Origin of the sequence: Rhodobacter capsulatus (assembly GCF_005144475.1) — a bacterium.
Classification (GTDB): domain Bacteria; phylum Pseudomonadota; class Alphaproteobacteria; order Rhodobacterales; family Rhodobacteraceae; genus Rhodobacter; species Rhodobacter capsulatus_C.
The window spans coordinates 30866-44044 of sequence record NZ_SWJZ01000061.1; the positions used below are offsets into that span (position 1 = coordinate 30866).

Here is a 13179-nt window from a genome sequence, read left to right on the forward strand (position 1 = left end):
GCAAATATCTCGGGGTGAGACAAGATCGGAAAGCCTTCCGGTGGCAGGCTTTCCCGCCCCCCGGGCTGTCCGTGACTGCCCGGGGGCAGAGCCCCGGAAGCCGCGCGGGATCAGGACACCGGCAGCAGGATCAGGAACCGACTGCCCTGGCCCTTCTCGCTTTCGATCTTCATCCGCCCGCGATGGCGCAGAACGATGTGCTTGACGATCGCCAGCCCCAGCCCGGTGCCGCCCTGTTCGCGCGAGCGATGGGTGTCGATGCGATAGAACCGCTCGGTCAACCGGGGCAAATGGATCGGATCGATGCCTTCGCCGCGATCCGCCACCACGACCCGCAAGGCCGCGCCCCGCAGAACCGGCTCATAATCGATCTTATCGACGGAAATCCGCACCTCGCCGCCGCTGCCGCCGTATTTGATCGCATTCTCGATCAGATTGGTGAAAACCTGCGTCAGCTGGTCGGGGTCGGCCGGGATCTTCAACCCCTCGGTCAGGCCCTCGCGGAGCAGCTGCACCTGCCGCGCCTCGGCCAGTGGCGCCAGCGCCTGCATCGCACCGCGCAGCACCGCGCCCAGATCCGTGCCCGTCGTCGGCCGCCGCCGCTCCTCGGCCTCGACCCGGCTGAGCGACAGCAGATCCCCCACCAGTCGATTCATCCGCCCGGCTTCCCGTTCCATGATCGCCAGAAACCGGTCCCGCGCCACCGGATCATCCTTGGCCGCACCGCGCAGCGTCTCGACAAAGCCCATCAGGGCCGTCAGCGGCGTGCGCAGTTCATGGCTGACATTGGCCACGAAATCACGCCGCATCGCCTCGGCCGTCTCGACCGCGGTCCGATCTTCGAAGGTCAGCGCCAAAGGTCCCTCGGCCAGCGCCGCGACCGTGACCAGCACCTGCGTTTCCCGCCCCTGACTGCCCAGCCGCAGCCGCACCTGCTGGCGCCCCTGCCCGGCCAGCACCGCTTCGACCGCGTCGATCAGCCCGGGCTGGCGCAGCACCGTCACCAGCGTCCGCCCCACCAGCCCCGGCCCCAGCAGCGCTTCGGCCCCGGAATTGGCATGCAGCACCCGTTGCGCGGGAGACACGAGCAGGATCGGAAACGGTAACGACTCAGCCAAGGAGATTGTTGACGAATCCGTCATTTTTCGGCCACCCTGACATTTCCAATGCTTGACCCGAACAAGCTTCGGGGAAACGATACGCAAGTTCAAGGCCGCATGCAAAAGCCAGGGGGGCTAAGCTTTTGCACAATTCGCGGATTAAAGTGTCATAAGCGATGGATTTCCATCGCAATACCGGATGGAACGATGCCCCCGCCGATCGATGCCCCCAAAGGCAGCAAACGTCTTGATCCCGCCGAGGTGTCGCTTGCCGGGCGCCGTATTCTGGTGGTTGATCCCTCGCAATCGCTGCCGCGCGCCCTGCGCGGCGTGCAAGGCGCCTCGATCACCATCGCGCGGCTGTCGATGATCGACGCCGAGATGCTGGCCCGCGTCCGTCCCGATGTCGTGCTTTCGCCGCTGTTCAGCCCGGGGCATGACATTCTGGATCTCGCCCGTCTGCTCGACCGGCTGGGCTATCAGGGGCCGCTGCGGGCCTATTCGCCGCCCCTGCCCAATACGTCGATCGTCTGCGCCGAAGTGCGCCAGATCTGGGGGGCACGAGATTTCGACATTCTGGAAGTGCCGCCCACCTGGAACTGATCAGACCGGCGTCAACCCGCGGGCGAACCGCGCCGCATTGGCGCGGTAATGCACGGCCGATTGCAACAGCCGCGCCTGCGCCACCGCATCAAGCGCCCGCACCACCTTGCCCGGCGCGCCCATCACCAGCGATCCGTCCGGGATCTCCTTGCCCTCGGTGATCAGCGCCCCGGCGCCGATCAGACAGCCGCGCCCGATCTGCGCGCCGTTCAGCACAACGGCCCCCATCCCGATCAGAGACCCCTCGCCGATCGTGCAGCCATGCAGCATCGCCCGATGGCCGATGGTGCAGTGCGCCCCGATGACCAGCGGAAAGCCCATGTCGGTATGGCAGATCACCGCTTCCTGCAGGTTCGTGCCGGCCCCGACCCGGATTTCCTCGTTGTCGCCGCGCAAAGTGCAGCCAAACCAGACCGAGGCGCCCGCCTCCAGGACGACCCGCCCGATCACGTTGGCGTCGGGCGCCACCCAGACCTCCGGCCCCAGCACCGGGGCCACCCCGTCCAGCGCATAGATCATCGTGCCTCGAACTCCCTGTTCAGCCCGCGCACGAACTCGGTCAGCCCCGGCTGACGCACCGCGCGCGCCCGTTCCGCCTGCAAGATCGTCACCAGCTCGGCTTCAGACGCCGCGATATCGCGGTTGATCACCACGTAATCATATTCGCCCCAATGGCTGATCTCGTCGCGGCTTTTCGCCATCCGCCCGGCGATCACCGCGTCGCTGTCCTGCGCGCGCTTCCGCAACCGGTGCTCCAGATCGGCGATCGAGGGCGGCAGGATGAAGATCGACACCACATCCTGCGCCAGCCTCGAGCGCCGCACCTGCTGCCCGCCCTGCCAGTCGATATCGAGGATCACGTCCCGCCCCTCGGCCAGCCGCGCCTCGACCGGGGCCGAGGGCGTGCCGTAAAGATTGCCGAAAACCTCGGCATGTTCCAGCATCTCGCCCGCCGCCACCATCGCCTCGAATTCGGCACGGGTGCGGAAATAATATTCCCGCCCGTCTTCCTCGCCCGGGCGCGGGTTGCGCGTCGTCGCCGAGACCGAAAACGACAGCGACGCATCCCAGGCCATCAGCCGCCGCGCCAAGGTCGACTTCCCCGCCCCCGAAGGCGAGGACAGGATGATCAAAAGGCCCCGGCGCCGCATCTCGGCCATGACTTACTCCACGTTCTGAATCTGCTCGCGCATCTGGTCGATCACATGTTTCAGGTCAAGCCCGATCGCCGTCAACGCCGTCGATCCCGATTTCGAGCACAGCGTATTCGATTCACGCACGAATTCCTGCGTCAGAAAGTCGAACTTGCGCCCGATCGGCCCGGGATCAGTCAAAAGCGCCCGCGCCGCCGCCACATGCGCCCGCAGCCGGTCGATTTCCTCGGTCACATCGGCCTTGACCGCCAAAAGCGCCAGCTCCTGCGCCACCCGCTGCGGATCGCCCCCGGTGTCCAGCACCCGCGCCAGCGCCGCCTGCAGCGCCGCCGCCACCTCGGGCCGCCGCGCCGCGGCCACTTCGGCCGCGCGCTCGGTCAAGTCGGCGATTCTGTCGATCTGCGCCACAATTATGCCACCAAGCTGCCCGCCTTCGGCCGCACGCATTGCCAGAAAATCAACCAGAAGCCGGTCCAGATCGGTCAGCAGCGCGTCGCGCAGCGGCCCCTGTTCCTCGGTCTCGGCACCGCTTTGATCCAGCACGCCGCGCAGCGACAGCAGGTCCGTGGCCCGGGCGGGCGCCAGCGCCACCCCGTGCAGCCGCGCCGCCTCCTCGACCTCGCGCAGCGCCGCCAGCGCCGTCGCCAGACCCGGGCCGGAAAGGCGCAGCCGCTCTGCCCCACTTCCCCGCGCAAGCTTAAGAGAAAGCTGGATATTCCCGCGCGAGACCCGTTGCGTCAGCGCCGCCCGCGCGGCCCCTTCCAACCCCTCCAGCTCCGGCAGGCGCAGCCGCAGATCAAGGCCCTTGCCATTGACCGAGCGGATCTCCCACAGCCAGTCGTGACCATGGCCGGAGCCGGAAACGGAGGCAAAGCCGGTCATCGACAGCGGGCCTTGCAGCGAACGGGCGGTAGAGACAGGTTTAACCATTTAAGACTTTAGTTCCCCATATGGCCGAAAAAAGGCGTATTAAGACTTCAGTAAGCATTTCACTCCCGGGGTCAACCGAAAGACCCGAAACGCCGCAGGCCGGGGGTGCAGGGGACGGCAGCCTCGGGCTGCAGGGACAGTCGCAGCTTCAGGCTGCATCGGGATGGCGCGGCTGCGGCCGCAAACACGGGAAGAACGACGATGGACCGCGACTTCGACACAGTTGAAAAAGTGGCACGGCTTGGACAGGCTGGCGTCGGGCGGCGCATCGTGGCGCAGATGCGGGCCTATTGGGACGGGCTGCGCGCCGGTCGCGACGTGCCTGCCCGGGCCGACATCGACCCGCGCGGTCTGGAAAACGCGCTCGAATATGCCTTCATCCTGGAACGCGTCGCCCCCGGCATGGGCCGCTTCCGGCTGGCCGGCATGCATCTGAACGATCTGATGGGGATGGAAATCCGCGGCATGCCGCTGACCGCGATGTTCACCCCCGAGGGCCGCAAGCGCGTGGCCGATGCGACCGAGGCGGTGTTTCAAGGCCCCGCCATCGCCGAACTCGTGCTGACCGCCGAGGCCGGGATCGGCAAGCCGCCGATGACCGCCCGGATGCTGCTGTTGCCGATGACCTCGGACATGGGCGACGTGACGCGCATCCTTGGCTGTCTGGTCGGCGAAGGCCAGGGCATCGGCCGCACCCCGCGCCGGTTCCTTGTCGATGCCGCGCATGTGCAGCCGATCACGCCCTGCGCTTCTGCCGCGCCGCTGCCCGCCCCGGTCCGCCCCGAGGCCTTCGGCCTGGGCAAGCGCCTGCCGCATCTGAACGCGCCGAAAACGCCGACGCTCGCCCCTGCGCCCGCCGCCCAGACCCCCGCCTCCCAGACCCCGGTGGCGCAGCCGCCGCGGCAGCCGACTTCGGCGATGACGCCCGAGGAACGCCGGGCGATGTTCCGGGTGGTGAAATAAGCCGCAAGAAAAAGGCCCGGCGCACATGCCGGGCCTTTTCTTTTTGTCTCAACGCATTACGGGGCGTTCTTAAAGCCCCGCCGCCTTTTTCATCACGCGCAGGTCCTGCAGCTCCTCGGCGACGAGGAAGGCCAGCTCCAGCGATTGGCTGGCATTCAGCCGCGGATCGCAGGCGGTGTGATAGCGGCTCGACAGATCTTCGTCGGACACCGCCCGCACGCCGCCGGTGCATTCGGTCACATCCTTGCCGGTCATCTCGAAATGCACGCCGCCCGGGATCGTGCCCTCGGCCTTGTGGATGGCAAAGAACTCGCGCACCTCGCGCAGCACGGAATCGAACGGCCGCGTCTTGAAGCCCGAAGCCGATTTGATCGTGTTGCCATGCATCGGATCGCAGGTCCAAAGCACCTGCGCCCCCTCGGCCTGCACGGTGCGGATCAGCCGCGGCAGATGCTCGCCGACCTTGCCCGCGCCAAAGCGCGCGATCAGCGTCAGCCGCCCCGGCTCGTTCGCCGGATTCAGCTTGGACATCAACAGCTTGAGATCTTCCTCGGTGGTCGAGGGACCGCATTTCAGCCCGATCGGGTTCTGCACGCCGCGGCAGAATTCGACATGCGCGCCCTCCACTTGCCGGGTCCGGTCGCCGATCCACAGCATGTGACCAGAGCCCGCGATCGGCAGCCCCGTCGTGCTGTCGATCCGGCACAGGGCTTCTTCGTATTCCAGCAGCAGCGCCTCGTGGCTGGTGTAGAAATCCACCTTGCCCAGCTGATGCGCCGTTTCCGAGGTCACGCCCGCGGCGGTCATGAAATCCATCGCATCCGAGATCCGCTCGGCCACTTCGCGATAGCGCGCGGCATCGGCCTCGTCGGTAAAGCCGGAAATCCAGCTTTGAACCCGGTGAATATCGGCATAGCCGCCGGTCGAGAACGCCCTCAGCAGATTGAGCGACGCCGCCGCCTGGGTATAGGCCTGCAGCATCCGGTTCGGATCGGGCAGCCGGGCTTCCTGCGTCGCCTCGAACCCGTTCACGATATCACCGCGGTAGCTCGGATATTCGACACCGCCGATGATTTCGGTCGGCGCCGAGCGCGGCTTGGCAAATTGCCCCGCCATCCGCCCGACCTTGATCACCGGCACCTTGGCGCCCCAGGTCAGCACGATCGCCATCTGCAACAGCACCTTGAAGGTGTCGCGCAGGTTGTCGGCGGAAAATTCGGTGAAGCTTTCGGCGCAATCGCCGCCCTGCAACAGGAAGGCCTCGCCCTTCGCGGCCTTGGCCAGATCCGCCTTGAGCCGACGCGCCTCACCGGCAAAGACCAGCGGCGGCATCTTGCCCAGCTGCGCCTCGACCGCGGTCAGGGCCGCAGCGTCGGGATAATCGGGCATCTGCACCCGCGGCTTCGCGCGCCAGTCCGATTTCATCCATGCCTTGGCCATAGTCCACTCCCTTCGGGGCTTTTCGTCGCTCGGCCTTATAAAGCGATGCGTGAAATAGAACAAACCCGTTTTTTCGGCCCCGGCACCGGGGCTGGCAGGCTCCTTGCCCTGCCCCAAAGGCCCCCTTGCGCTGCGACGCAAAGCCTGATTGTGTGCATGAAACGACATGAAAGACGTCGCAAAAATGCGCCTCCCCTCGACCACCCCCCGCACCCATACCCGTCCCGCGCCGTCGCAGGGCACCGTGCGCCTGACCGCGCCCGAACGCTCGCGCCGCTATGTGTTTCTGCTGCTCGACCGCTTCACCATGATGGCCTTTGCCAGCGCCATCGAGCCGCTTCGGCTGGCAAATCAGGTCTCGGGGCTGAAGCTTTACGACTGGAAACTGGCCTCGGACGACGGCCAGGACGTCACCTGTTCGAACGGCACGGTGCTGCGCGTCGATATGGGGCTGGAGGAAATCAGTCGCGACGACACCGTGCTGGTCTGCGGCGGCATCGACGTGGCCGAGGCGACGACGAAGCCGATCCTGAACTGGCTGCGCCGAGAGGCCCGGCGCGGCGCGGCGGTGGGCGGGGTCTGCACCGGCGCCTGGGCGGTGGCGAGGGCCGGTCTGCTCGAAGGCAAGCGCGCCACCATCCACTGGGAGAATCAGGACAGCTTCCTTGAGGATTTCGAGGGCGTGAAGCTGACGAAATCGGTCTTCGTGATCGACGGCAACCGGCTGACCTCGGCCGGGGGGACGGCTTCGATCGACCTGATGCTGAAGCAGATTGCCCGCGATCATGGCGAGGGTCTGGCCAATACGGTCGCCGATCAGTTGATCTACAACTCGATCCGCACCGATCAGGACACGCAAAGGTTGTCGATCCCCACCCGGATCGGCGTGCGCCATCCGAAACTGGCCCAGGTGATCGGCCAGATGGAGGCGAATATCGAAGAGCCGATCAGCCCGGCGAAACTGGCCGAGGATGTGGGCATGTCCACCCGCCAGCTGGAACGGCTGTTCCGCCGCTATCTGAACCGCTCGCCGAAGCGCTATTACATGGAGATCCGTCTGCAAAAGGCCCGCAACCTGTTGATGCAAACGGAAATGAGCGTGATCAACGTGGCCTTGGCCTGCGGCTTCGCCTCGCCCTCGCATTTCTCGAAATGCTACCGCGCGCATTATCAGACCACGCCCTACCGCGAACGCGGCACCTCGGGCGGCAGCGAGGAAGAGGCCGCCGAAATCACCGCGGAAACCGCGCTGGACGGTCTCGACGAGGATTTTCTTGACTGATGCGTCAGAATGTTGCGCAAAACAGGCCCGTTCCGACCAGAAGTTGACCAACTGGCCTATTTTCTTTTCCAGTTTACGGTTCTAACCTGCGCCGCCAGGACAATGTTCCAACTTGGGAGTGAACACATGAAGAAGCTTCTCCTGGCAAGTGCCACGCTGGCGCTGACCGCTGGCGGTGCCTTTGCCGACGAAGTGAAACTGGGCATCTCGCTCGGCTTCACCGGTCCGCTCGAATCGATGTCGCCCGCGATGGCGCAGGGTGCCGAACTGGCGATGAAGGAAGTGAGCGACTCGGGCAAGTTCATGGGCGGCGCGACCGTCGTGGGCGTGCGGGGCGACAGCACCTGCATCGACTCGGCGGCAGCCTCGGCCACCGTCGAAAAACTGATCACCGCCGATGGCGTCAAGGGGATCGTCGGCGGCATGTGCTCGGGCGAAACCGTCGCCTCGCTGCAAAACGTCGCCATGCCGAAGGGCATCGTGATGATCTCGCCCTCGGCCACCTCGCCCGCGCTGTCGTCGCTCGAGGACAACGGCCTGTTCTTCCGCACCTCGCCCTCGGATGCGCGCCAGTCCGAAGTGATGACCGACATCATCATGGAACACGGCATCAAATCGGTGGCGCTGACCTATACCAACAACGACTACGGCAAGGGCCTGGCCGACAGCTTCGCCGCGGCTTTCGAAGCCAAGGGCGGCAAGGTCACGATCAACACCGCGCATGACGACGGCAAGCCGGATTACTCGGCCGAAGTCGGCTCGCTGGCCTCGGCCGGCGGCGACGCGCTGGTGATCGCGGGCTATGTCGATCAGGGCGGCTCGGGGATCCTGCGCGGCGCGCTCGACACCGGCGCGTTCTCGACCTTCGTCTTCCCGGACGGCATGGTCGGCGGCAAGCTTGAAACCGATTTCGGCAAGGAAGTGAACGGATCGTTCGGCCAGATGCCGTCGTCGGAAGGCGAAGGCAAGGACAAGTTCCTCGCCCTCGCGACTGCCGCGGGCTTCGACGGGTCGGGCGTCTATTCGGGCGAGGCCTATGACGCGGCCTCGCTGATCCTGCTGTCGATGGCGGCGGCCAATTCGACCGATCCGGCCGTCTACAAGGGCAAGGTGATGGATGTCGCCAATGCTCCGGGCGAAAAGATCCTTCCCGGCGAACTCGGCAAGGCGCTCGATCTGATCGCGGCCGGTCAGGACATCGACTATCAGGGCGCGACCTCGGTCGAGCTGATCGGCGCGGGCGAATCCGCCGGCACCTTCCGCGAAATCGAGATCAAGGACGACAAGATCGAAACCGTCAAATACCGCTGAGGTTTCGAAAGAGATCGAAGCAGCCCGGAGAAATCCGGGCTGTTTCCTTTGAAAACAAAGCCGAAAACGGCACAGAGACCGGCCCCTCGGGGCCACCGAGGGGACTTCATGATCCGGGTCGAGAACCTGCACAAGCACTTTGGCGGCTTTCACGCCGTCGATGGGGCCTCGCTAGACATCGCCAAGGGGTCGATCACCGGGTTGATCGGTCCGAATGGCGCGGGCAAGTCGACGCTTTTCAACGTCATCGCCGGGGTGCACAAGCCCACCTCGGGGCGGGTGACGATGGCGGGCGAGGACATCACCGGCCTGAAACCGCATGAGCTGTTTCACAAGGGGCTGTTGCGCACCTTTCAGATCGCGCATGAATTCCCCACGATGACGGTGCGCGAAAACCTGATGATGGTGCCTTCGGGGCAGTCGGGGGAAACGCTGTGGAACGCCTGGTTCGGCCGCGGCCGGATCGCCGAGGAAGAGGCGGCCCTTCTGAAGAAAGCCGATGAAGTCCTTGACTTTCTGACGATTTCTCATCTGCGCGACGAACGCGCCGGGAACCTTTCGGGAGGGCAGAAGAAGCTTCTGGAACTCGGTCGCACGATGATGGTCGAGGCGAAGATCGTGTTTCTGGACGAGGTGGGCGCCGGGGTGAACCGCACGCTTCTGAACACGATCGGCGATGCGATCGTGCGGCTGAACAAGGAACGCGGCTACACGTTCTGCGTGATCGAGCATGACATGGATTTCATCGGCCGCCTGTGCGATCCGGTGATCGTCATGGCCGAGGGCAAGGTGCTGGCCGAGGGCAACCCCGCCACGATCATGCAGAACGAAGCGGTGATCGAGGCCTATCTGGGCCGCGGTCTGAAGAACAAGATCAAGGCGGAGGCGCAACAATGAGCTTTCTCGACGCCTCGGAAATGACTGGCGGCTATGGCGCCGCCGACATCCTGCACGGCTGCACGCTGAAGGTCGAAAAGGGCCAGATCGCGGTGATCGTCGGCCCGAACGGCGCGGGCAAATCGACCGCGATGAAGGCGGTCTTCGGCATGCTGCGTCTGCGCGGCGGCCGGGTGACGCTGGATGGCGAAGACATCAGCGCGCTCTCGCCGCAGGAGCGGGTGAAGAAAGGCATGGGCTTCGTGCCGCAGGTGAACAACGTCTTCCCGACGATGTCGGTCGAGGAAAACCTCGAAATGGGCGCCTTCATCCGGAAGGACGATTTCCGCGACACGATGGAACAGGTCTATGAGCTGTTCCCGATCCTGCGCGAAAAGCGCCACCAGAACGCCGGGGAGCTTTCGGGCGGGCAGCGCCAGCAGGTCGCCGTCGGCCGCGCGCTGATGACGAAACCCAAATTATTGATGCTGGACGAGCCCACCGCCGGTGTCTCGCCCATCGTCATGGACGAGCTGTTCGACCGCATCATCGAGGTGGCGCGGACCGGGATTTCGATCCTGATGGTGGAACAGAATGCCCGTCAGGCGCTCGAGATCGCCGATCAGGGTTATGTTCTGGTGCAGGGCGCGAACAAATACACCGACACCGGGGCGGCGCTGATGGCCGATCCCGAGGTCCGCCGCACCTTCCTGGGGGGTTGAGATGAAAACGCCCCTTCTGGCCGCGCTGCTCTTGGCCGCGCCCGTGCAGGCCGAAACGATCCCGCCCGACCGCGCGCTTGTGCTGAACTGTCACTTCACCCAGTCCTGCATCTCGGGCGGCTGCGGCGAGGAAGATTACAACGTGACGCTGCAAGCCCAAGGCGCAGAGGCCACCTTTCGCGACCACCGTGCCAAGATCGCTTTGGCGGGCGGTGTCGATCCGGTCAGCGGACAAATGAGCTTTGCATCGCAACCCTCTGACGGATCTTCCTATTTCTTCTCCGACTTCGGCGCCTCCGGGGCCGTTTTGTCGATCCACACCCAATCCGAGGGACAAGCCCTCGTGATCGCCTTCGAAGGCCGCTGCGAGGAGGTGCAGTGATGGATATCCTCAATGCCCTCGTGGCGATCCTGAATTACATCATCGTTCCCGCCACCGCCTATGGCGCACAACTGGCGCTGGGCGCGCTGGGCGTGACGCTGATCTACGGCATCTTGCGGTTCTCGAACTTCGCCCATGGCGACACCATGGCGTTTGGCACCGGGTTGACCATCCTTGTCACCTGGGGGCTGCAATCGATGGGCGTCAGCTTCGGCCCGTTGCCGACGGCGCTTCTGGCGTTGCCGATCGGCATCGCGCTGACCGCGGCGATGGTGCTGGCGACCGACAAGGTCGTTTACAGCTATTATCGCAAGGTCCGCGCCGCGCCGATCTACATCACCATGGTTTCGGTCGGCGTGATGTTCGTGATGAACGGCCTCACCCGCGTGCTGATCGGCGTCGACGAGATCAAATTCGCCGATGGCGCCCGCTTCCTGATCTCGGCGGCCGATTTCAAGGCCGCAACCGGCCTGACCGAGGCGCTGGCGATCCGCGCCACCACCGCGATCACCGTGATCACGGCCGGTCTGGTGGTCTGGGCGCTGTTCTGGTTCCTGGCGAAGACCCGCACCGGCAAATCGATGCGCGCCTATGCCGACAACGAGGATCTGGCGCTGCTCTCGGGCATCGATCCGAACCGCGTCGTCGCCGTGACCTGGGTGATCGCCGCGGCGCTGGCGACGATCGCGGGCACGCTTTACGGCCTCGACAAGTCGTTCAAGGCCTTCAACTACTTCCAGCTGCTGCTGCCGATCTTCGCCGCGGCAATCGTCGGGGGACTGGGCAGTCCGCTTGGCGCCATCGCCGGCGGCTTCGTGATCGCCTTTTCCGAGGTGTCGATCACCTATGCCTGGAAGAAGGTGGCGATGTATCTGATCCCCGGCTACGAACCCGAGGGGCTTTTGCAACTGCTGTCCACCGAATACAAATTCGCGGTGAGCTTCGCGATCCTGATCATCGTGCTGCTGTTCAAGCCCACCGGTCTGTTCAAAGGGAAATCGGTATGAGCACGCATCAACCGAAAGCCGCCCGCGGCGGCAAATGGCGCGCGCCCGCGATGTTCGGCGCCCTCGCCCTGCTCTTCCTGCTCGAAGGCACGGTCTCGAACAGCTTCTTCTCGGGGCATTGGGACAACGCGCTCGGCATCCTGCGGGTGGGGCTGATCTCGGCGATCCTCGCGCTTGGGGTGAACATCCAGTGGGGCTATGCGGGGCTCTTCAACACCGGCGTCGTCGGCTTTCTGGCGCTGGGCGGACTGGCGCCGGTGCTCGTCTCGATGCCGCCGACGCCGGGCGCCTTTTCGGCCGGGGGCTGGGGCGTGCTGATCGCGATGGTCATCGCCATGGCAACCCTCGTCGCCGCGGTCTTCCTGCATGGCCGCCTTGACGCGAAGCTGCGCGGCTGGGCGGTGGCCGGGGTTCTGCTGCTGGGCTTCATCGCCTATCGCACGCTCTTCGACCCGGCGGTCGAGGCGATCCAGGCGATCAACCCCTCGGCCTATGGCTATCTGGGCGGGATCGGCCTGCCGGTGCTGATCTCCTGGCCGGTGGGCGCGCTTCTGGCCGCCGCCGCCGCCTGGGTGGTGGGCAAGACGGCACTTGGCCTGCGCTCGGACTATCTGGCCATCGCCACGCTCGGCATCGGCGAGATCATCGTCGCCGTCCTGCGCAACGAGGAATGGCTGGCCCGTGGCGTTTTGAACGTGAACGGGATTCCGCGTCCCTGGCCCGTGCCTTACGAGACGAACCTGCAGCAGGATCCGGGCTTTGTCGCGCGCGCGACCAGCTTCGGGCTTGACCCGATGACCGGCTCGACGCTGCTGGTGAAGGTGCTTTATTGCCTGCTTTTCATCGCGGTGCTGGGCCTTCTGATCTGGGCGGCGCAGCTGGCGCTGAACTCGCCCTGGGGCCGGATGATGCGGGCGATCCGCGACAACGAGGTCGCCGCCGCCGCGATGGGCAAGAACGTCACCGGGCGGCATCTGCAGATCTTTATCCTCGGCTCGGCGCTACTGGGTCTGGCGGGGGCGATGCTGATCTCGCTTGACGGACAGATGACGCCCTCGGCCTACAACCCCCTGCGCTACACCTTCCTGATCTGGGTGATGGTGATCGTCGGCGGCTCGGGCAACAACTGGGGCTCGGTGCTGGGCGGACTGCTGATCTGGTTCGTCTGGATCAAGGCGGGCGAATGGGGCCCGACGCTGATGGGCATGGTCTCGACGCATCTGGCCGATGGCACGCTGAAGACCCATCTGCTCGACTCGGCGCCGCACATGCGCCTGGTGATCATGGGGCTGATCCTGCTTTTGGTGCTGCGCTTCAGCCCACGCGGCCTGCTGCCCGAACGCTAAGACCGCGAAAGGGGCCCTCACCGGCCCCTTTTCTTTTTATCTTGCCACAAATATCCCGGGGGT

Annotated in this window: 14 protein-coding genes; 9 read left to right on the forward strand and 5 right to left on the reverse strand. The window is 65.2% G+C overall.

Annotated elements, in window-relative coordinates; all coding sequences use genetic code 11:
* Positions 1–110 precede the first annotated feature (110 nt).
* Positions 111–1142 (reverse strand): sensor histidine kinase, encoded by a 1032-nt coding sequence (locus FBT96_RS14090; protein WP_136907722.1) that lies wholly within the window; start codon positions 1140–1142, stop codon positions 111–113.
* A 165-nt stretch (positions 1143–1307) separates the two neighbouring features.
* Between FBT96_RS14090 and FBT96_RS14095 the strand changes: the two genes are divergently transcribed.
* Positions 1308–1703, forward strand: coding sequence for a hypothetical protein (locus FBT96_RS14095; protein WP_136907724.1), 396 nt, complete (start codon positions 1308–1310; stop codon positions 1701–1703).
* Here the strand turns inward: FBT96_RS14095 and FBT96_RS14100 are convergent, their stop codons facing one another.
* Genes FBT96_RS14100 through FBT96_RS14110 form a run of 3 tightly spaced genes read right to left on the reverse strand, consistent with a single transcriptional unit; the run spans position 1704 to position 3787 of the window.
* Entirely contained in the window at positions 1704–2222 is a 519-nt protein-coding gene (locus FBT96_RS14100; RefSeq protein WP_136907726.1) for a gamma carbonic anhydrase family protein, read from the reverse strand. It abuts the gene before it with no gap.
* Positions 2219–2854, reverse strand: coding sequence for a guanylate kinase (gene gmk, locus FBT96_RS14105; protein ID WP_169583466.1), 636 nt, complete (start codon positions 2852–2854; stop codon positions 2219–2221). Before gmk ends, FBT96_RS14100 begins: the two co-directional genes overlap by 4 nt.
* 12 nt (positions 2855–2866) lie before the next feature.
* Positions 2867–3787 (reverse strand): YicC/YloC family endoribonuclease, encoded by a 921-nt coding sequence (locus tag FBT96_RS14110; RefSeq protein WP_249306503.1) that lies wholly within the window; start codon positions 3785–3787, stop codon positions 2867–2869.
* Between the two features lie 201 nt (positions 3788–3988).
* On the opposite strand from FBT96_RS14110, the gene FBT96_RS14115 reads away from it, so the two are divergent.
* Positions 3989–4750, forward strand: a complete 762-nt coding sequence (locus FBT96_RS14115; RefSeq protein WP_136907730.1) for a PAS domain-containing protein — start codon at positions 3989–3991, stop codon at positions 4748–4750.
* 69 nt (positions 4751–4819) lie between these two features.
* Here the strand turns inward: FBT96_RS14115 and FBT96_RS14120 are convergent, their stop codons facing one another.
* The gene (locus tag FBT96_RS14120; RefSeq protein ID WP_136907732.1) at positions 4820–6190 is read right to left on the reverse strand and encodes a class II 3-deoxy-7-phosphoheptulonate synthase; all 1371 of its coding nucleotides are present in this window, start codon (positions 6188–6190) and stop codon (positions 4820–4822) included.
* A gap of 166 nt (positions 6191–6356) precedes the next feature.
* On the opposite strand from FBT96_RS14120, the gene FBT96_RS14125 reads away from it, so the two are divergent.
* The 7 genes from FBT96_RS14125 (at position 6357) to FBT96_RS14155 (ending at position 13116) form a co-directional block, all read left to right on the forward strand.
* Positions 6357–7472, forward strand: coding sequence for a GlxA family transcriptional regulator (locus FBT96_RS14125; RefSeq protein ID WP_136907734.1), 1116 nt, complete (start codon positions 6357–6359; stop codon positions 7470–7472).
* 126 nt (positions 7473–7598) lie between these two features.
* A complete protein-coding gene (locus FBT96_RS14130; protein ID WP_136907736.1) occupies positions 7599–8783 on the forward strand; it encodes an ABC transporter substrate-binding protein in 1185 nt (394 codons plus the stop codon).
* A 108-nt stretch (positions 8784–8891) separates the two neighbouring features.
* Positions 8892–9680 (forward strand): ABC transporter ATP-binding protein, encoded by a 789-nt coding sequence (locus FBT96_RS14135; protein ID WP_136907738.1) that lies wholly within the window; start codon positions 8892–8894, stop codon positions 9678–9680.
* Complete coding sequence (locus FBT96_RS14140) at positions 9677–10381, forward strand: ABC transporter ATP-binding protein (RefSeq protein ID WP_136907740.1); 705 nt, start codon at positions 9677–9679, stop codon at positions 10379–10381. The genes FBT96_RS14135 and FBT96_RS14140 overlap by 4 nt, the downstream gene beginning before the upstream one ends.
* Position 10382: 1 nt before the next feature.
* Positions 10383–10763, forward strand: a complete 381-nt coding sequence (locus FBT96_RS14145) for a hypothetical protein (protein ID WP_136907742.1) — start codon at positions 10383–10385, stop codon at positions 10761–10763.
* Positions 10763–11770: a branched-chain amino acid ABC transporter permease gene (locus FBT96_RS14150; RefSeq protein WP_136907744.1), complete on the forward strand. Its 1008-nt coding sequence runs from the start codon at positions 10763–10765 to the stop codon at positions 11768–11770. Before FBT96_RS14145 ends, FBT96_RS14150 begins: the two co-directional genes overlap by 1 nt.
* On the forward strand, positions 11767–13116 hold the full coding sequence (locus FBT96_RS14155; RefSeq protein ID WP_136907746.1) for a branched-chain amino acid ABC transporter permease: 1350 nt from the start codon (positions 11767–11769) through the stop codon (positions 13114–13116). The genes FBT96_RS14150 and FBT96_RS14155 overlap by 4 nt, the downstream gene beginning before the upstream one ends.
* Positions 13117–13179: the final 63 nt, after the last annotated feature.